10 protein-coding genes and 2 tRNA genes are annotated in these 20,018 nt (G+C 35.4%); 6 read left to right on the plus strand and 6 right to left on the minus strand.

What is annotated here, in order from left to right; all coding sequences use genetic code 11:
• Positions 1-26: 26 nt before the first annotated feature.
• The 3 genes from purL to ACHRV5_RS19385 form a co-directional block, all read right to left on the minus strand.
• Positions 27-3,680 (minus strand): phosphoribosylformylglycinamidine synthase, encoded by a 3,654-nt coding sequence (purL, locus tag ACHRV5_RS19375; protein WP_395427861.1) that lies wholly within the window; start codon positions 3,678-3,680, stop codon positions 27-29.
• A gap of 401 nt (positions 3,681-4,081) precedes the next feature.
• Complete coding sequence (locus ACHRV5_RS19380; RefSeq protein ID WP_395427862.1) at positions 4,082-5,938, minus strand: endonuclease; 1,857 nt, start codon at positions 5,936-5,938, stop codon at positions 4,082-4,084.
• A gap of 880 nt (positions 5,939-6,818) precedes the next feature.
• Complete coding sequence (locus ACHRV5_RS19385) at positions 6,819-8,333, minus strand: hypothetical protein (RefSeq protein WP_395427863.1); 1,515 nt, start codon at positions 8,331-8,333, stop codon at positions 6,819-6,821.
• A gap of 261 nt (positions 8,334-8,594) precedes the next feature.
• On the opposite strand from ACHRV5_RS19385, the gene ACHRV5_RS19390 reads away from it, so the two are divergent.
• From ACHRV5_RS19390 to ACHRV5_RS19415, 6 genes are all read left to right on the plus strand, one after another.
• Positions 8,595-9,023, plus strand: coding sequence for a PaaI family thioesterase (locus tag ACHRV5_RS19390; RefSeq protein WP_047773634.1), 429 nt, complete (start codon positions 8,595-8,597; stop codon positions 9,021-9,023).
• Between the two features lie 21 nt (positions 9,024-9,044).
• A complete protein-coding gene (locus tag ACHRV5_RS19395) occupies positions 9,045-11,105 on the plus strand; it encodes a M48 family metallopeptidase (protein WP_395427864.1) in 2,061 nt (686 codons plus the stop codon).
• The gene (locus ACHRV5_RS19400; RefSeq protein WP_395427865.1) at positions 11,098-12,171 is read left to right on the plus strand and encodes a chorismate-binding protein; all 1,074 of its coding nucleotides are present in this window, start codon (positions 11,098-11,100) and stop codon (positions 12,169-12,171) included. The genes ACHRV5_RS19395 and ACHRV5_RS19400 overlap by 8 nt, the downstream gene beginning before the upstream one ends.
• A 94-nt stretch (positions 12,172-12,265) precedes the next feature.
• Positions 12,266-12,982 carry a bacillithiol biosynthesis deacetylase BshB1 gene (bshB1, locus tag ACHRV5_RS19405; protein WP_395427866.1) on the plus strand — a complete coding sequence of 239 codons (717 nt, stop codon included), beginning with the start codon at positions 12,266-12,268 and terminating at the stop codon, positions 12,980-12,982.
• A 65-nt stretch (positions 12,983-13,047) separates the two neighbouring features.
• Positions 13,048-13,121 (plus strand) — tRNA-His (locus ACHRV5_RS19410).
• Between the two features lie 771 nt (positions 13,122-13,892).
• Positions 13,893-13,966, plus strand: a tRNA-His gene (locus ACHRV5_RS19415).
• A 411-nt stretch (positions 13,967-14,377) separates the two neighbouring features.
• Here the strand turns inward: ACHRV5_RS19415 and ACHRV5_RS19420 are convergent.
• The 3 genes from ACHRV5_RS19420 to ACHRV5_RS19430 form a co-directional block, all read right to left on the minus strand.
• Positions 14,378-15,229 (minus strand): neutral zinc metallopeptidase, encoded by an 852-nt coding sequence (locus ACHRV5_RS19420; protein ID WP_047773627.1) that lies wholly within the window; start codon positions 15,227-15,229, stop codon positions 14,378-14,380.
• A gap of 115 nt (positions 15,230-15,344) precedes the next feature.
• The gene (locus tag ACHRV5_RS19425) at positions 15,345-19,028 is read right to left on the minus strand and encodes a response regulator (protein WP_395427867.1); all 3,684 of its coding nucleotides are present in this window, start codon (positions 19,026-19,028) and stop codon (positions 15,345-15,347) included.
• Between the two features lie 91 nt (positions 19,029-19,119).
• Positions 19,120-19,911 (minus strand): hypothetical protein, encoded by a 792-nt coding sequence (locus ACHRV5_RS19430; RefSeq protein ID WP_395427868.1) that lies wholly within the window; start codon positions 19,909-19,911, stop codon positions 19,120-19,122.
• Positions 19,912-20,018: the final 107 nt, after the last annotated feature.

Below are 20,018 nucleotides of genomic sequence, written 5' to 3' on the forward strand. Positions count from 1 at the left end.
ATAGTACTGAGGCGTTTTTGTTATATTTAGTTTTTCTCAATCCATTTTCTGGCATTGACAAAAGCTTCATGCCAAGGCGAAACTTCGTCATTTCTGTCTTTTGGATAATGTGCCCAGTTCCATTGGAACGTTGAACGCTCAATATGTGGCATCATTACCAAATGTCTTCCTGTTTTATCACACATCATTGCCGTGTTGTAATCCGAACCGTTAGGGTTTGCCGGATAACCTTCGTAAGCATATTTAGAAACGATGTTGTAATTTTCTTCCGGTTCCGGTAAGTTGAATTTTCCTTCTCCGTGTGAAACCCAAACTCCTAAAGTACTTCCCGCTAATGTAGATAACATAACCGAATTGTTTTCCTGAACGGTTACCGAAGTAAAGATACTCTCGTGTTTGTTACTTTCGTTATGAAGCATTTTTCCGTGTACTTTATGTTCCGGATTGATTACTTCTAATTCCATAAACAACTGACATCCGTTACAGATTCCAACCGATAAAGTATCTTCTCTTTTGAAGAAATTAGCTAAAGCTGTTTTTGCTTTTTCGTTGTATAAGAAAGCGCCGGCCCAACCTTTGGCAGAACCTAAAACATCTGAATTAGAGAATCCTCCAACTGCACCAATAAACTGAATGTCTTCTAATGTTTCACGACCTGAGATCAAATCGGTCATGTGAACGTCTTTTACATCAAAACCAGCTAAATACATAGCATTTGCCATTTCACGCTCAGAATTACTTCCTTTTTCACGAATAATAGCGGCTTTTGGTCTCTCGACTCCGTTCGAGATGACAGGTTTTTTACCTGTAAAGTGTGCCGGGAAAGTATAGTTTAATACTTGATTTTTATAGTTTTCGAAACGGGCCTGAGCTCTTCCGTTTTTAGATTGTTTTTGATCTAATAAATAAGAAGTCTCAAACCAGATATCTCTGTACTTCGCAATATCCAATTTGTAAGCTCCAAATTCCAAGGTAGCGGTATTTTGTATGGTACCTATTTTGAAGAACTCAACATTGTTGGCGCTTAATTTTGCTTCAACAGCTGCATTATTTTTAGCTTGAAAAACGATTCCGATGTTTTCTGCGAAAAGAATTTTTAACAAGTCTTTTTCAGCGAAAGCAGAAAAATCAATTTTAGCTCCAAGATTTACATCAGCAAAACACATTTCTAATAAAGTAGTGATCAAACCACCACTTCCGATATCGTGTCCGGCAAGAATCTGATCTTCTAAAATTAATTCCTGAATCGTGTTAAAGGCAGTTTTAAAGAAAGAAGCATCTTTTATAGTAGATGTTTTATTTCCGATTGTGTTTCTGGTTTGTGCAAAAGAAGAACCTCCTAATTGGAAAGCATCCTGAGATAAATTGATATAATAAATAGCATCTCCGTTTTTCTGTAAAACCGGTTCTACTACTTTTTTAATGTCGATACAATTTCCTCCGGCAGAAATAATAACCGTTCCGGGTGCAATTACTTCGTCGTTTGGATATTTTTGTTTCATCGAAAGAGAATCTTTTCCTGTTGGAATATTGATTCCTAATTCGATAGCAAATTCAGAACAACCTTCAACAGCAGCATACAAACGAGCATCTTCTCCTTCATTTTTACAAGCCCACATCCAGTTAGCTGAAAGTGAGATTCCTTTCATTCCATCTTTAATCGGAGCCCAAACGATGTTTGATAACGACTCTGCGATAGCATTTCTACTTCCTGCAACAGGATCAATTAAAGCAGCAATAGGAGCATGACCGATAGAAGTTGCGATTCCTTCTTTACCTAAATAATCTAAAGCCATTACACCCACATTGTTCAATGGTAAATGTAATGGACCTGCATTTTGCTGTTTAGCTACTTTTCCACCTACACAACGGTCTACTTTATTAGTCAACCAGTCTTTTGAGGCAACCGCTTCTAAACGTAAAACGTCTTGTAAATAACTTTCGAAATCATTTGCCGAGTAAGAAACATCAGTATATTTTCTGTCGATTGTTTTGTCAGTCATTACTGTTTTTGGTGAACTTCCGAAGAAATCTTCCAAAGCATAATCCATCGGTTTTGAACCATTTGATTTAGATTGGAAAGTAAAACGATGATCACCCGTAACATCACCCACCTGATACATTGGAGAACGCTCTCTGTCGGCAATTCTTTGTAAGGTGTCAATGTCTTTTTGGCTAATAACCAATCCCATTCTTTCCTGAGATTCGTTACCGATAATTTCTTTTGCAGAAAGGGTAGGGTCTCCAACAGGTAATTTATCTAAATCGATTAAACCTCCGGTTTCTTCCACCAATTCAGAAAGACAGTTTAAGTGCCCACCCGCACCGTGATCGTGAATAGAAACAATTGGATTATTGTCGCTTTCAACTAAACCACGAATCGCATTTGCGGCACGTTTTTGCATTTCCGGATTAGAACGTTGAATCGCGTTTAATTCGATTCCTGAACCAAAAGCACCTGTGTCTGCAGATGAAACTGCAGCGCCACCCATTCCGATTCTATAATTTTCTCCACCTAGTATCACGATTTTATCGCCTTCCTGTGGTTTCTTTTTGATGGATTGATCCAGTTTTCCGTATCCGATTCCACCTGCTTGCATGATTACTTTGTCGTAACCAATTTTGCGGTTGTTTTCTTCGTGTTCGAAAGTTAAAACTGAACCTGTAATTAAAGGCTGACCAAATTTATTTCCAAAATCAGAAGCTCCGTTTGATGCTTTGATTAAAATATCCATTGGAGTCTGGTACAACCATTTTCTTTCTTCAACAGCATTTTCCCACTTACGTTCTGCGTTTAAACGAGAGTAAGAAGTCATATAAACAGCAGTTCCTGCCAATGGCAATGAACCTTGACCACCCGCTAAACGGTCACGAATTTCTCCTCCTGATCCGGTTGCAGCTCCATTGAAAGGCTCTACAGTTGTTGGGAAATTGTGTGTTTCTGCTTTTAATGAAATAACCGAATCAAATTCTTTTACTTCATAAAAATCAGGTTTATCGGCAGTTTTTGGTGCAAACTGCTGCACTTTTGGTCCTTTTACAAAAGCAACGTTGTCTTTGTAAGCAGAAACAATATCGTTAGGATTTTCCTGTGATGTTTTTTTGATTAGTTTGAATAGAGAAGTTTCTTTTTCTTCACCGTCAATAATAAAAGTTCCGTTGAAAATCTTGTGACGACAGTGTTCTGAATTTGCTTGTGAGAAAGCAAAAATTTCAGAATCGGTTAGTTTTCTTCCAAGTTTTACGGCTAAATTATCTAAATAAGCTACCTCTTCTTCACTTAAAGCCAAACCTTCCGTTTTATTGTATGCCGCAATATCATCGATATCGAGAATCGGTTCCGGTTGTACGTTGATCGTGAAAATTTCCTGATCTAATTGGCTGAATTTTTGCAAAAGCATCGGGTCAAAATCGGTGAAATCCTCCGTTGCAGGGTGAAATTCTTCAATTCTGATAATGCCCGAAATACCCATATTCTGAGTAATTTCTACTGCATTTGTACTCCAAGGTGTAATCATAGTGGCACGTGGGCCAACAAAAAAATCCGTCAGTGCGGATTTTTCGATCTTATTGGAGTCGGCAAAAAGCCAGTTTAATTTTGAAATGTCTTGAGCTGAAATTTCGTTTTGCGTTTGTACGGCAAAAACAGTTTTGCTTTGGTTTTCAAAGAAATGGATCATTTTGTGTAGTTTGTTGTATTGAAGTGCAAATTTAGTGTAAATAAATAGTAAGCGCAAATTTGAAAACCATCTCTTTTGAAAAAAAATTAAAGGCTGTTTTTTTATGAAAGCAAGTAATGTAAGTTCGTTTTGAAAGTGGGAACGAGGCGGTTGTTGTGTTTCGCTTTTTTAATCTCGTAAAGGCGCGGAGTCGCAAAGTTTTATTTGTGTATTAGGATGTTTAAACTTTGTGACTCTCAGGCTTTGCAGGTGGAATTTGGACTGGCTTTGAATTGCCGTTGGTTTCAATCAACGGTTATTAAAAAAACATCTCAAATAATTTAAAAAAATAGCTTGTCTGATTTTTGTGAAAAAAAAGCGGCAATCTGCCGCTTTTAAATTATAAATGTTCTAGTTTTTAATTAGTTGATTATGATTTTTTTGTAAACCGTTTTTGCTTCGGTGGCTATTTTGATAATGTATATTCCCGCTGCAAGATGGTGAACTGCTATTTCGGAATCTGTGTTATTTCGTTTTTCGAAAACTTTTTGTCCGGAAAACGAAAGGATTTCAACAGAATAGTGCTCTGTTGAATTAGGAAATCCAATAGTGAAGTTTCCTTTAGACGGATTAGGGTAAATCAGAATTTCATCGGTAGCAGTAACCGTTTCTTCTTTGCTTACTTTTGCTTTTTTACTGGCTAAATTGTTACAGGTGTCACTAGTGTAGGAATCCCACTGCGAGGTTAAATTAAATGTTGTGGAAGGAGAAGTTACGGTTGCCTTTCTTCTTAGCGTAACATCGGCGGCAAAGTTGGCTGTTCCGCCACTAAACGTTCCGATGATGTCAATTAGAACACCATTTTTAAATAAACCTACAGCATCATTGCCGTTAAAAGCCAGTTCGGTTGCGGTTGTCGAAATATTGGCGGCACTGGTTGAGAAACAAGTCGAAGAAATGGAGCTGTTTACCAGAACATATTTACCGCCACTGCCCAATGTTCCCGTTAAGGCTAAACCTGTACTCCAAGCACCTGCGCCATTTGTTTGTTTTTTTAGGGTATAAATAGACAGGTTTACGGCACTTCCGGTGTTATTTGCAATTTCTAAAGCTTTATTGTTTCCTGAACCTTCAATATATTCGGAGAAAAGTAACTCGGTGGCAGCTTCGCCTGTACCGCTACTGTCGGTTGTAACGGCAATCGTAGTGCTGGGTGGAGAAGTATTTCCTGCCGCATCTTTTGCTTTTACGTAGATCGAATAATTGGTCGAAGCAGTTAAACCTGTTAGGGTTGCAGTTGACCCTGAAACAGTAGTTTTTAAAACATTGTTGGCATAAACATCGTAACCGGTAACATTCACATTATCGGTAGAAGCGGCCCAGCTGAGCGCAATTGAAACCGAAGTTTTACTTGTTGAAGCTAAACTTGTTGGTGTAGTAGGAGCCTGAGTATCTCCGGAAGGAGAAGTGCCACCACCCCAGATTTGGTTTACATATTCCGGATGATCGATATAGGGATTTCTATTGTTTTGACGCGCGTAGATGGCATTGTTTCGGGCAATTTCTCTTGCACTTACAGGATCTTGCGCATTCCATTGCAAAAGAATATTTAAAAAAACGGTTGTAAATACTTTGTTACTGGAACCATCAAACATCGCATAACTATAACCCGAGACAGTATTCTCATAACGGGTTGCAAAGTAAAAATACATTCGGGCAATATCTCCTTTGAAATCATTTATAGGTTCAAAAACAGTTCCTGAATACCCTGATGTTGAATTCGGACCCAGTTTTCCTCCGTTTTTAGACGTATAAGTTGGGGAATTCACCACTCCGTGTGGATAGTTCGAGCGTATTCCGTTTACTTTACCATCTGTTGGTGTAATAAAATGGGCATCGGCAACCATTGGTGATTGCTCATTAAAAACCGATTGTGGAATAATGTGTTCTCTGTTGTAACAATCGCCTTCTACAGAATAGTTACCGCATCTTTGTGTAGTTCCTGTACTGTAATTATAAGGGTCTTTTCCAGATGGGTTTTCGGAGTACATGTCTAAAACGGTTCCGTCATTTTCGTAGAAATTGTCTACATCTGAAGTTTGGTAGGTGGTGTATAAACCTGCATATCCGTTATTGGTATGGTCTTTTATAATGTTATACAATTGTGTTTTCAGTGTGTAACCGGTTGCGGTTGCGGTGTTGTAATAACCGGATGGAATCTGTGCGAAACTAGCAATAGTAAAGACCAGTAACAGAAACGAAGAGTAGCTTTTTTTCATAAATAATAGTTTAGGTTTGGTTAGGTGAACAAGATAAATTAAATTTTCAGAAAATTGGTAATCAGTTATTTAATTTATTGATCGCGCCAAACCTACTATTTTTATAAGTATGCGGTATTAAGAGATGTTTAAGTTTTGGATATATTTTCTTACGGTTGTTTTAGTGCTGGTTTTACACGCAGAAATTGCTGTGTTTTTTTTAAACCATATAAGTGATGTAAGTTCATTTAAACGAAACTTATATTTTCTGACATGACTTATATGGTTCAAATTCGGCAGCTATGTAAGCAATAAAACTTATTTTATAAAAATTTTACTTTAATGAACTTACATCACTTATATGATTCAAATTCGGCAGCTATGTAAGCAATAAAACTTATTTTGTGAAAATCTTACTTCAATGAACTTAGAAACCAAATAAGTAACATGTTATTAAGTTAAGTTTAAATGAACTTACATCACTTATATGGTTCAAATCCGGCAGCTATATGGGCAGTAAAACTTATTTTGTGAAAATTTTACTTTAATGAACTTAGAAACCAAATAAGTGACATGCTATTAAGCTAAGTTTAAATGAACTTACATTACTTATATGGTTCAAATTCGGCAGCTATGTGAGTAATAAAACTTATTTTGTGAAAATTTTACTTTAATGAACTTAGAAACCAAATAAGTAACATGCTATTAAGTTAAGTTTAAATGAACTTACATTACTTATATGGTTCAAATTCGGCAGCTATGTAAGCAATAAAACTTATTTTATAAAAATTTTACTTCAATGAACTTAGAAACCAATTAAGTAACATGCTATTAAGTTAAGTTTAAATGAACTTACATTACTTATATGGTTCAAATCCGGCAGCTATATGGGCAGTAAAACTTATTTAGGGAAATCTTTACTCTGATAGGCACCTAAATCGGGAGGAGAAGTTCGGGCATTTCCAATAATATCCAATGGAATTGCATAAGCCTGATTTCCTTTCGCGAAAGCGGCAGACGTTTTGTCTATATTGAATTTGTTTTTAGAGGCATTATAAAACTTCGGATTTTCGTTTAGAATAATTTGATTGTAGTGAACAGGATCATTTTTAAACTGGTAATCCGGACTGTTGTTTGTGCTGCTGAATTTCAATAAACAGTTATTCAGTTGATATACAAATTGTGCATTTGCGCTTTTGTCTAAGTTAAATTCGTTTGTGCTTGTACCATAGATAATGCAATTGTTAAAAGTTGCCTTGGTTAAATCTTTGGTTTCGGGTGTTGCACCGGCCAGACGATTGCTTAAGTGAACGGCGAAATGTTGGCTACTCGACCAATTGTTGTAAAAAGTAGCATGTGTAAAGTTGTAATCACCACCGTATATACAAGATAAACTCGCTAGTCCCGAATAATTTATAACAATATTCTCTCCGTTGATTCGTGCATTTTGAGCTAAAATTCCATATTGAGAACAGCTGTAAATCTGTGTATTTTTGATTTGTACCGTTGTAGCATCCTGGTTTCTGATGGATAAACCTATTGTAGCATTCTTTAATGTCAGATGATTGATGGTGTGATTTGTGCTTCCGTCCGCCAGAATAACAGCATCCCATTGTCCCGGAATATCTGCGTAAAGGGATTCCAGTCGATCTCCTCTAAAGACAACTTCGTTTTCCAGTTTTGAACTGGTTGAAGCAGCTCCGTTTATTTTTAAAGAAGCATTTTTATCTACAAAAAGTCCGGAATTGGCATGGAAATAAACTTTTGCTCCGGCTTCAAAAGTGACGGTTTTGCTTTGAGGAACTCCGGCATAACCATAAATAACGTATGGTTTAGTGTTGTTGAAAATCAGTTCGTTTCCGTTAACTGCATCTGTTTCATTCAAGTAAAAACCATCAACAGCTTTTCCGTCGATTTGGATTTTTTCTTTGGTTCCGTCCGGATTTTGCTGTGGGTATAAAAAAACAGCGTCCTGAATTAAGGTTACTAAAGCTACTTTTTGCAGATTGGCCCCGCTGTCGAATTGAATTTCATCCGTGTATAAAAAATCAGTTGGGTTAGCATCTGTAATGTCAGCTGTGGTTTCTACAAAAATGTACAGACTGTCTTTAGCCAAAAGGGTAACATTGTTAAAAATCTTACCATTGTTTCCGCTCATTCCGTCTACAGTCATTCGATATTTAGAATTTAACCCTTTTTTGAGTTGAATGACCGGAATAGAAATGTCTTTTTTGCTTGTGTTGTATACTTTAAGTTGATAGGTGCTTGAGCCGATGTTTTTAAAAACGGTATCCAAATAAACAGTGTCTTTTGAAAATTTTAAATTTCCTGAACTGGCTGTGGTATCAAAATCAGTCCGACAGGAGCTGGCAGCTAAAAGTATTCCGAAAATGAAGAGTACAAAAAAGTGACGCATTTGAATTGGTTTAGTTTTTTTGTTGCAGATTGAAAGGGTTTAAAAAAGATTTTTGTCTATTTAATCTTAATGCCTTCTCCCTTAATAATCTGTGAAATCCAAGGCATTGAATTTTATTGAAAATGTATTTGCCTTTGATTTATGTTTTGGTAAAAATAGCAAAAATCTGACAGGTTTATAAATGAATTTTAATATTAGAATTGGATTTTCGGATTTGTATCTCATCTTTTCTTTAATTTTACGATTTTAAAGCCTATTTTAATGAAGTATACAAAAGAACAAATTTTAGCGCACTGCAATGAGTTTTCGAAAAACACTTTGATGGAAACGTTAAAAATAGAATATATTGACGCCGGAGAAGATTTTTTGACGGCAAAAATGCCAGTAAACCCTGCTGTTTACCAACCAATGGGATTATTGCACGGAGGAGCTTCAGTCGCTTTGGCTGAAAGTGTAGGAAGCGCAGCCTCTTTTTTCTTTATAGATCCGAATGAACAAGAAGTTCGCGGAATCGAAATTTCTGCCAACCACCTAAAAAGCATTCGCGAAGGTTATGTTTTCGGAACAGCGCGAATTATTCACAAGGGAAGAAGTATTCATCTTTGGGAAATTAAAATCACAGATGAAGCTGGGAATCTGATTTCGCTCTGCAAATTGACGAATATGGTTTTGGATAGAAAGAAAAGTTAAAAATAATATTTTAAAAAATTAATGGCTCAAACAAATTCAGCGGCAGTTTCTGCTACGTTTAGAGAGAGGACCGTAAAAGCGATTCTTTCTGTTATCTTCTTTTTTATTGTCTATCTTTTACTCATTATTTCAGGTATTGGTCTTACTGTTTTGGCAGGTTATGGAGGACTAATGCTTATTGCGGCCAAACCTAGTTTTTTGACCTTTATGGTTGGTGGTGGATTATTGTGTATGGGAATTTTAATCTTGATCTTTTTGTTCAAGTTTATTTTTGTGAAAAATGTAGTTGACCGATCTCATTTAGTCGAAATTACAAGAGAAGAAGAACCTAAATTATTTGATTTTATTGAAGAGATTGTAGGTGCTGTAAAGACAGATTTTCCAAAAAAAGTGTATTTATCATCAGATGTTAATGCTGCAGTTTTTTATGATTCTAATTTTTGGAGCATGTTTTTACCGATTAAGAAAAATCTTCAAATTGGTGTTGGACTTATCAATTCAGTTTCAGAATTAGAACTTAAAGCTATTTTGGCTCACGAATTTGGTCATTTTTCGCAAAGAAGCATGAAAGTAGGAAGTTATGTTTATAATGTAAACAGGATTATCCATAATATGCTCTTTGATAATGATTCGTATAATTCTATAGCACAAAGCTGGGGAAGCGTAAATGGGTATTTTGCTTTTTTTGCCGGATTAGCAGTAAAAATTGTGCAAGGAATTCAATGGGTTTTGAGGCAGGTTTATGAGGTTGTAAATTTAAGCTATTACAGTTTATCCAGACAAATGGAATTTCATGCTGATGCAGTTGCTGCAAATGTAACGGGTTCTGAACCTTTAATCACTTCTTTACTCCGTCTGGATCTTGCTAGCCATTCGTTTAATAAGGTTTTAGATTATTATGGAGATAAAATCCCGAAATCTATTAGTACAAAAAACATATATGAGCAACAGACTTTGGTGATGAATTTTATTGCAGCTAAAAGTAAATTGCAAGTTCAGAATGATTTGCCACAATTGACTACAGATTTTTTGAATCGGTATAATAAATCAAAGCTTGTAATCGAAAATAAATGGGATACGCATCCTAGCATTGAAGACCGAATTTCGGAACTAAAAAAATTAGGGATAGAAAAGTCTGTTGCAAGCGACAAATTAGCAACCTGTTTGCTAAACAATCGTGTTGATTTGCAGAATAAGTTTACAGACAAGTTGTTTTTGGCAGTTTCGTATCCGGATGCGGTCGTTTACAACAAAAATGAGCAATTTTTTGAAGAGTTTGAAAGTGAGTTTTTGTCCGGGTCTTTTGATGAGGTTTACAATAATTATTACGATAACAAGAACCCTGATTGTAAAACTCATGAATTAAATTCTTCAGCCGAAAAATATGAATTGAGTGATTTGTTCAGTAATGCTTCAATTGATTTGGTGTACAGTTCAATTTCATTAGAAAATGACATTCAGGTTTTAAAACAAATTTCAAATGGAAGTTATAAAGTGAAATCATTCAATTATGATGGACATAAAATTTCATCAAAAAATTGCGATGAGTTGATCGATAAGTTAACAGTTGATTTGAAAGAAATTAAAGAGGAAATTCTTGAAAATGATATTCGTATTTATTCTCTGTTTTTAGAATTGGCAAATAGTCAGGGTAAAGGGGGAGAGTTAAAAAACAGATATGATAGTTTTTTTGATTTAGATAAGAACTACGATGAAAAATTCGAGTATTATATGAAGATGCTGAAAGTCTCTGAATTTATGCATCATGTGGCTACTTTTGATGCTATTGAAAAGAATATGTTGCTACTAAAAGAAGAGGAAAGTCAATTTAAGATTCAAATTGAAAAAATGCTGGAAAGTAATGTTTATAGGGAAGCAATAACAATTGAGATGAGAGTCTCCTTTAATAAGTATTTATCGGAAGAATGGGTTTATTTTAATGGTAATCAATATTTAGATGAAGTTTTGGAGTTGCTATCGAAATCGATGATTGATTATCAGGATGTTTTGTCAAAAACATTTTTTAAAACCAAAAAAGAACTTTTAGAGTATAAAGCTCAACTTTTACAGTATCATGAATAATTTCTTTTCTATAATAAAAAATCATAAAGCACAAAATTTACCCTTTGTGCTTTATTCCAAACCCAATTCGACCAGAATAATTGGGCTTTTACAACAAAATAATGATTTACACACCGTTTCAAATTTTACGGAGAAAGGATTTGTTTTTGCTTCTTTTGATGAAAAACAACTGATTCTGATTCCTGAAAATGAATCGGAAATAATTACTTCTGAACAGGAAAGCGTAACGATTGCTCTAACTGAAATAAATGATTCGGGTTTTGATGTCGCTGCTAAAAAACAATATGAAGATTTAGTAGCCAAAGGAATTGAGGCAATTAAAAACGATGAATTTAAAAAAGTGGTTTTGTCAAGAAGCGAAAGCGTTGCCTTAGCCGAATTTGATTTTACCGTTGTTTTTCAGCAATTGATTCAATTGTATCCGACGACTTTCTGTTATTGCTTTTTTCATCCCAAAGTCGGATTTTGGATGGGAGCAACGCCGGAACAACTGCTTAAAGCAAACGGAAATGAATTTGAAACCACAGCATTGGCGGGAACACAAAAAGCCAATTCGGAAGTGGAGATTTTGTGGCAACAAAAAGAAAAAGAGGAGCAGCAATATGTGACCGATTTTATCATTAAAAGACTTCGTGAAGTGGCTTTGTCTGTAAACGTTACAGAGCCTTACAGTATAAAAGCAGGATCAATCTGGCATATCAAAACCGATATTTCGGGTGTTTTGAATGAGAATTCTACTTTAGAAGAAGTGATTGATACCTTACATCCGACACCGGCTGTTTGTGGTTTACCGAAAAAGAAAGCAAAAGCATTTATCCTTGAAAATGAAAATTACGACCGCACTTTTTATACGGGTTTTCTAGGCGAGTTAAACAGCAGTTTGGCTTCAAGTGCCGTAAGTTCTGATTTATTTGTAAATTTACGAAGCATGCAGATTCAGGAAAATAAAGCCATTTTGTATATGGGCTGCGGTATTACCAAAGAAAGTATTCCCGAAAAAGAGTGGGAGGAAAGCGTGAATAAATCAATGACCATGAAGAGGGCTTTGTCTATTAAAGCTGTATAGTCTCAGTTTTCAGTCTCAGTATCAGTCTGTACTGCAACTTGAAACCTGAAACCTGAAACAAAAAAAATCAAAAAGAAACAAAAAACAAAAAAAAATGAAACTAGACATATTAGCCTTCGGAGCACACCCTGACGATGTAGAATTAGGTTGTGCCGGAACCATTTTAAAAGAAGTATCACTTGGAAAAAAAGTGGGCGTTGTAGATTTAACCCGTGGTGAATTGGGAACCCGCGGTACAGCAGAAATCAGAGATCAGGAGGCAGCTGCTGCTGCAAAGATTTTAGGGGTTGTAGTTCGGGAGAATTTAGCAATGCGCGATGGCTTTTTCACCAATGATGAAAATCATCAATTAGAAGTCATTAAAATGATCCGAAAGTATAAACCTGAGATCGTTTTGTGCAATGCCATTGATGACCGTCATATTGATCACGGAAAAGGAAGTAAATTAGTCTCTGATGCTTGCTTTTTGTCAGGATTAGTAAAAATTAAAACATTGATTGACGGAGTAAGCCAGGAAGTCTGGAGACCGAAAGTAGTCTATCATTATATTCAGTGGAAAAACATTGAACCGGATTTTGTTGTAGACATCACTGGATTCGAAGAAAAAAAGATCGAAGCCATTCTGGCCTATAAAACGCAATTTTATGATGCCAATTCAGAAGAACCTGCAACGCCAATTACGAGTAAAAACTTCTTAGAAAGTTTAAATTATCGTGCACAGGACTTAGGAAGACTCGTTGGAAAGGATTTTGCCGAAGGATTCACTGTTGAAAGGTGTTTGGCAGTCAATAGTTTAGAAGATTTATTGTAAATTTTTCATTTTTTTATTTGTGGAAGTAAACCTTTGTTGTATATTTGCAACCGCAAAGAAAAATGGTGGTTGTAGCTCAGCTGGTTAGAGTATTGGTTTGTGGTGCCGAGGGTCGCCGGTTCGAACCCGGTCAGCCACCCAGGATTTTGGAAAGCCTTGAAGAAATTCAAGGCTTTTTTTGTGGTCTTTTTTTTTGAAACCATATAAGCGATGTAAGTTAATATAAGCTGGGATGCTTAATTCTTGAAAACGCTTCATATGTTTACTATAATCCCATCCTCCGGATTAAAAAATAGCAGCCTTTTTTATTTTAAGTGCAAATGCGCAACGATTTCTAAAGCGCATAAGAGAACTCTTTTAAAAACCAAATGTCACCCTGAGCGAAGTCGAAGGCTACGTAAGGAACTACACAATCTTCAGACTTGAATCAAAGTTTATTTTACTTTTCTTTTTCACGCAGATTTAGCAGATTCTTGCAAAAGCAGTGATAAAAATCTGCTAAATCTGCGTGCTATTTTATTTTGACATTTCCTCACCAGATTTTGTTCTTGATTCGGAATTCTTTAGAAATGCGAATAACACCCTGAGCGAAGTCGAAGGCTTCAATAAACGAATTAGAATGTGGCCCAAAGAAAAACCAAATGTCACCCTGAGCGAAGTCGAAGGCTGCGTAAGGAACTACGCGTCTTTTAAGCTCGAATCAATCTTCAACACTATAAACCACCAATGATATAGAAACGTCAGTTTGTACACCAACAAACAGACGCAGCAATTTTTCAAAAAAAAATCAAGTACATTCTAAGTGATTTACAAGCAAATACAATTTTTAATGAATTTACATCACTGATATGCCATTTTTTTCTTTGCAGAAGTAAACCTTTATTGTATATTTGCAACCGCAAAGAAAATGGTGGTTGTAGCTCAGCTGGTTAGAGTATTGGTTTGTGGTGCCGAGGGTCGCCGGTTCGAACCCGGTCAGCCACCCAGGATTTTGGAAAGCCTTGAAGAAATTCAAGGCTTTTTTTGTGGTCTTTTTTTTCGAAGCATATGAGTGATGTAAGTTAAGGTAAGTTTGATGCTTGGGTTCTGAAAAGACTTCATTTGTTTATAAGAGTTCTTAAAAAAAATCTCGCGAAGACGCAAAGTCGCTAAGTTTTTGTTTTGATTTTTTAACTTCGCGACTTTGCGTCTTTGCGAGAAATAATTTCTACTACGCCCCAGTTTTTTGCATTGATCTATTTTTTGAGGATTAAATTAGATTTGAAACAATCAGAACAATCCCGTAAATTAAGCATCCCGGCTTATATTAAATTACATCACTCATATGGTTTAAAAACAAAAAAGCACGATCGTAAAAATCATGCCTTTCGGGTTGTTATAATTTAGTTTTGTGAATTATCTAACTTCTGAAAAAGTATTTCCTTGTTTAATGTCACCTGTATTAAAGCCTTTCTCGAACCAATACATTCTTTGTTCAGAAGAACCATGAGTAAAAGAGTCGGGAACTACATGCCCCTGCATTTTACTTTGTATGGCATCATCGCCCACGGCACTTGCAGCGCTCAAAGCTTCGTCAATATCGCCTGCATCGAGGTTTTCTTTATTATGATGTGCCCAGACTCCGGCATAAAAATCAGCTTGTAGTTCTAATGCAACAGAGAGTTTGTTGGCTTCCGCTTCACTTTTTCCTTGTTGCGCTTCTCGCATTTTTGCTGAGGTGCCCAGTAAGGTTTGGATGTGATGGCCAATTTCATGCGCTATAACGTATGAAATGGCAAAGTCGCCACCCTTGGCACCAAATTTGGATTTTAGTTCCTCAAAGAAGCCTAAATCCATATATACTTTTTTATCGCCCGGACAATAGAAAGGACCGGAAGACGATGAGGCGCCTCCGCAGGCCGTTTGAACAGAACCTCTAAAAAGTACCAGTTTTGGTTTTTGGTACGTCATACCATTTTCTTCGAATATTTTGCTCCAGGTGTCTTCATTATAAGCCAACATAACTCGGACAAAATTGCCCATTTCTTCATCTTCTTTGCTTAGTGGAGCAGCAGCTTCGGTCTGGGTTTGTTGTCCGCCTTGTAGTTGTTCTAAAACCGGGGTTATAAGTTGCGCATTTTCACCGCCAAAAATGTTTACTAATAGTATAATAATACCAATAATTCCGCCTCCTACGGCTACTTTTCCGCCGGAAATAGATCTTCTGTCTTCAACATTGTCACTTTGTCTTCTGCCTTGCCATTTCATATCGTGTTGTATTAGTGGTTATTGTGGTTATGGTCTTACGAATTTATATATTTTTTTGAAACAAAAGCCAATCAGGAGGATTAACTTTTTATTTATCTAAAGGTATTAGAGATAATTATCTTATCCATTTTGACAGGGCCTCTTCAACAGTGCCACGAATAATTGGTTTTGAAATGTAATCATTCATTCCGGCTGACAAACATTTATTTCGCTCGTCTTTTTCGGCACCAGCCGTGACCGCAATGATCGGAATGTGTTTGCCGTTTATGGTGTTTCTAATGGCTCTCGTCGCTTCGTAACCATTCATAATTGGCATTTGAATGTCCATGAAAACCAGATCAGGATTGATATTCTCGATTTGATTGACCGCTTCATAGCCATTTTCGCATTCGTAAATGATGGTGTTGATATTCAGATTCTTTAAGATCGTTTTTAGAAGCAGCATGTTTACTTTATTGTCTTCCACAATCAAAATACTTACTTTTTTATGATTCACATAATGGTCTAAATCGTATTCCTCATCAACCGTTTTAGAAATAATTTTATATTTCTCATTGTTGTTTTTATGACTGGTATTTAAATTCAGGTCAAAAAAGAAAGTGCTTCCGCTGTTTATTTTACTTTTAAGCTGCAGTCGGCTTTCCATTAAAGCCAATAGCTGATTTGAAATGGTAAGTCCTAAACCGGTTCCTCCAAATTTTCTCGTTGTAGAGCTATCTTCTTGGGAAAAAGCTTTGAATATTTTTTTCTGATTTTTTTCTAATATTCCAATTCCGGTATCTATTACCGCGAAACGGATGGTATAATTTTCTTCCGATTTTTTTTCAAGGATAGAAACAGCAAGTTTGATGGAACCTTCATTTGTGAATTTAATGGCATTTGACAACAGATTGATCAGAATTTGTTTTAAGCGCACGATATCGGTCCAGATGTATTTCGGTACATTCGGGTCAACGTTTAATTCAAGTTGAAGACTCTTCTGATTGGATTCGTAAACAATCAGATCAAAGATTTGTCCTAATATTTTCTGAATGTCGTATAAGTCGATGAAGAGCTCCAGTTTTCCGGCTTCAATTTTAGAAAAATCCAGAATGTCATTGATGATTTCCAATAACGAATGAGCCGATTGATTAATAGTAGTCATGTACTTTTCCTGAATTTCTTCAAGATTAGTTTTCATCAATAAATGTGTGAATCCAATGATGCCGTTTAAAGGCGTTCGGATTTCGTGCGACATATTGGCCAAAAAATCAGATTTCGATTTATTTGCTGCTTCTGCTAATTCTTTGGCTTTTATTGCGGCTTCACTTTCCTTAATTTTTGCCTGATTTCTGTTTCGTTCTAAAGCTGATGAAATGTTATTAGCAAGTGTCTGAAAGATGTAAATCTCGTCATCTGTCCATTTTCTTTCTCTGGTGCAATCGTCGAAACCAATAAAACCGGAAAAGTTATTGTTGGCATATAAAGGCAATATTAAAATCGATTTAATCTCGTTGGCAATCAGTAATTTTTTGAAGAAAGTTTCTTCAAGGTTTTTCGTCAACGTGCTTAAGACTTTTTTTCTTTGAGAATGAAGAACAATTTCTTTTAAATTATCTTCTGTAAATTTCTGTAAATCACTTATTTGGTGTTTTACGCCTTCTCTTGACCATTTGTACTGTTGACTAATGGTTTGGGTGTCAAAATCTTTTTGATAGTAAAATATATGATCTACTTTTGAAGCTTCTCCTATAATTTCATAGGTTTCTTCAAACATTTTCTCCGTACTTTTACTCATTAAGAATTTTTCTGTACACAGTGCTAAAGCCGAAAGTAATTCACTTTTAAGTTCCAGTTTTTTCTCTGCTCTGAGTCGCATTTGGGAGGAAATGGCGAGTGAGATTACATCCGATATGGTTTTGGCATAATTAATATCTTCATTGTCCCATTCTCTTTTTTCTTCGGTACTTTCAAAACAAGCCACACCGGCCAACTGTCCGTTTAGGAAAATGGGCGCATCAAGCATCGACTTGATTTTGTTTTTTGTGAAATAAATGCGCTTAAATTCAGATGTTTCTAATTTGTCAAAAACATCAGGAGCATTTATGATTGCCTTGTTTTTTAAGGTTTCAAAATAAATGGGATAAGACTCCTTGTCCAGAATATTTTTATCATTTGTGGTTTGTTTGTCACTGCTGAATAAATTTTCACAGGTAATAATATCATTTGAATACCTCCAGAAACTGACCCTGTTTGTTTTTGATACCGTTGCCGCTTCCTCAATGATTGAATCAATTACCGTTTGAAAAGTGTTGTAATTCCGGAAATCGGTAGTCGATAATTTTTTGGTTGAATTGTTATACGCCTCAATTTTTTCGTGACGTCTTCTTTTCTCGTTTTCAATGTTTTTTATTTCGGTAATATCCCGTGCAATACCGGCAAAACCAATAGTCTGATTCAGATCATTTTTGCGGATAATTACTTTCTGCGAAATCCATAATTCCTCCCCGTTTTTCTTTAATACCGGAATTTCAATAGTAGGGTAATTGGTTTCGTTTTGTTCTAAATTTTCATAAAAATCAACCGCATTTTTGATGTAATCATCATGAATAAAATTCGAATAATGTTGTAGAATTATTTCATTTTCAGCATACCCTAAGATCGAAAATCCGAACTCATTTACAAAAGTAAAATACCCATTTGCATTGATTTCAAATATGATATCGGTGGCCGTCTGAATCAGGTTTTTATATTGATCCTGAACGATGATTTGTTCGGTGACATCCTGACCAATACTAATAATTAAATCGTCGGAAAATTTTTTGTCTTTCCATTGGATGTATTTATACTCGCCATTTGTATTTTTTAATTTCTGAATATAGAGTTTATCGTCAATCTGTTTTTTAATGTAGTTTTCTTGTTTTACCTCGTGGTCTTCATTGAGTTTCCAGAATTTTTTTGCCATAACATCGTCCGGCGAATAGCCCAGAATTGAAGTAATGGTTTCGCTGCAAAATAAGATTTCTCCTTTTTTATTTGTTGCAATTGTCAAGGAGTTTCCTTTGTGGACGATCTCATTTGTAAATCTGAAATTATCACGATTGTTCAGTAAAATGGCATATTTTACCTGATTAATGATGAAGATCAGTATCGAGAAATTAATTAAGAGTATAGACGATTTTAACGGAATCAAATGAAAAACTACCGTTATAATCTGAAAGGTAAAAGTCAGACCAACAAAAAACCAATAGATTTTTATGGGTTTCAGAATGTTATAAGAAAAGAAGAAAGAGATCAGAAAAACAATTATCGGTACAACATCATTGGAGAGGTAGATAATATTGTGCCCGACATAAGAGATGTAAACAAAGAAAAAGAAGATAAAAATCGGCTGGATTTTATTCCTCAGAAACTTTACTTTATCTGTTATTAAGTACACTATCAGTACTAAAAAACCAATAGATACATTTAAGATCAATAAACTTTTGGGTCTGATCTTAAAAATTTCATTAATAATTTCGATTACAATAACCGCTATCCCAAAGAATAATATATAGAGTTGGTATTCACGGTCTGCGGCTTCGTCTTCTTTCTTTTTTTCAATGAAGTACCCAATTTTAGTTTTAATTCTAAAAAATTGATAAATCAGTAAACCAAGAAAACCAAATAAGGACAGTGCTAAAATGATGATTTTAGGGCTGTTATAGAAAATGATGTCAGAAGTAAATACAAACCAATTTAATACATTTGATTTCAAGAGATCTCCAAAAATGGGGATTCCTGAAAGCAATGAATTAAAGGAACTATAGCCTTGTACCATTGTATTTTGGGTAGGTTTGGTTGAGTAATTAGCTTTTGGGGAGTTTTTTTTAAGAGTAGGTTAAGCTCTTTTTCTACTTAGAAGTCGATTATTATTCTAAATCTGACTTACCGATTGAATCAATAGAATTCTCATCTTCCATATTGAATATTGCACAATAAATAGCATATTTTACAGAGTAGGTAATCGGAATTGTAAACACGATTCCTATACAACAACCAATAAAACCAACCATAGAGGCCAATGAACCAACAATAATTAAAAGCAGAATTGTTAAAGGTTGTTTGCTTACAATCATAATGCTTGATTTTATCGCATCGGTTGCATTCAGGTTACCGAAAATGATCAAAGGAATAGTAAGTGTTGTGAAAAACGATATTGCAACTGTAAAGAGAGTCTCTACATACAGAACGCCTATGAGGTTAAAGAGTACTGAAATTAAGCCTCCAAGTAGAGAGATTATTAGAGTAGCAATAAAAAGTGGCGGGAAATAACGTGAAGTGTAATACGAAAAAATAGTAGAGGCGCTGAAAGATTCATCTCTATCCGCGCAATCGGCCATTTTTAAAAAACCTGCAGCAAACGGACTAAAAATCGCAGCAACAAAAGCGATCACTACCGAATAAATAAGGAATACTGAATTTTCAGGTTGTTCGTTTTGTAAACTCTTGAAGAATTCCTCATTAAAATGTTGAACACCGTATAGGGAAATCAAAATTCCACTACCAAGAAAAAAAGCAAGAATTGAAAAAACCAATAAGATTAATCCTGCATACATCGCTATTTTTTTGTAATTTTCGAAGGCATGGTTAAACACATTAGAAAAATCTAATGCATAGCCATTTTTCCTAATTTCTTCAATTTGGTAAAGTGTTGATTTCATTTTTTTGAGTAAAGTTGTTTTATATTTGGTCTGTTTAGCTGTTTTTCTGACGTAAATATAATATTTTTAATCAATTCCTTATTAAAATCGGTGAAACATTACTAAAA

It is taken from the genome of Flavobacterium sp. FlaQc-52 (assembly GCF_044007495.1).
GTDB lineage: Bacteria > Bacteroidota > Bacteroidia > Flavobacteriales > Flavobacteriaceae > Flavobacterium > Flavobacterium cupriresistens.

Bases quoted from the DNA above. Each gene is read 5' to 3' on its own strand.
- purL (WP_395427861.1), bottom strand. From the start codon at position 3,680: ATGATCCATTTCTTTGAAAACCAAAGCAAAACTGTTTTTGCCGTACAA.
- ACHRV5_RS19380 (WP_395427862.1), bottom strand. From the start codon at position 5,938: ATGAAAAAAAGCTACTCTTCGTTTCTGTTACTGGTCTTTACTATTGCT.
- ACHRV5_RS19385 (WP_395427863.1), bottom strand. From the start codon at position 8,333: ATGCGTCACTTTTTTGTACTCTTCATTTTCGGAATACTTTTAGCTGCC.
- ACHRV5_RS19390 (WP_047773634.1), top strand. From the start codon at position 8,595: ATGAAGTATACAAAAGAACAAATTTTAGCGCACTGCAATGAGTTTTCG.
- ACHRV5_RS19395 (WP_395427864.1), top strand. From the start codon at position 9,045: ATGGCTCAAACAAATTCAGCGGCAGTTTCTGCTACGTTTAGAGAGAGG.
- ACHRV5_RS19400 (WP_395427865.1), top strand. From the start codon at position 11,098: ATGAATAATTTCTTTTCTATAATAAAAAATCATAAAGCACAAAATTTA.
- bshB1 (WP_395427866.1), top strand. From the start codon at position 12,266: ATGAAACTAGACATATTAGCCTTCGGAGCACACCCTGACGATGTAGAA.
- ACHRV5_RS19420 (WP_047773627.1), bottom strand. From the start codon at position 15,229: ATGAAATGGCAAGGCAGAAGACAAAGTGACAATGTTGAAGACAGAAGA.
- ACHRV5_RS19425 (WP_395427867.1), bottom strand. From the start codon at position 19,028: ATGGTACAAGGCTATAGTTCCTTTAATTCATTGCTTTCAGGAATCCCC.
- ACHRV5_RS19430 (WP_395427868.1), bottom strand. From the start codon at position 19,911: ATGAAATCAACACTTTACCAAATTGAAGAAATTAGGAAAAATGGCTAT.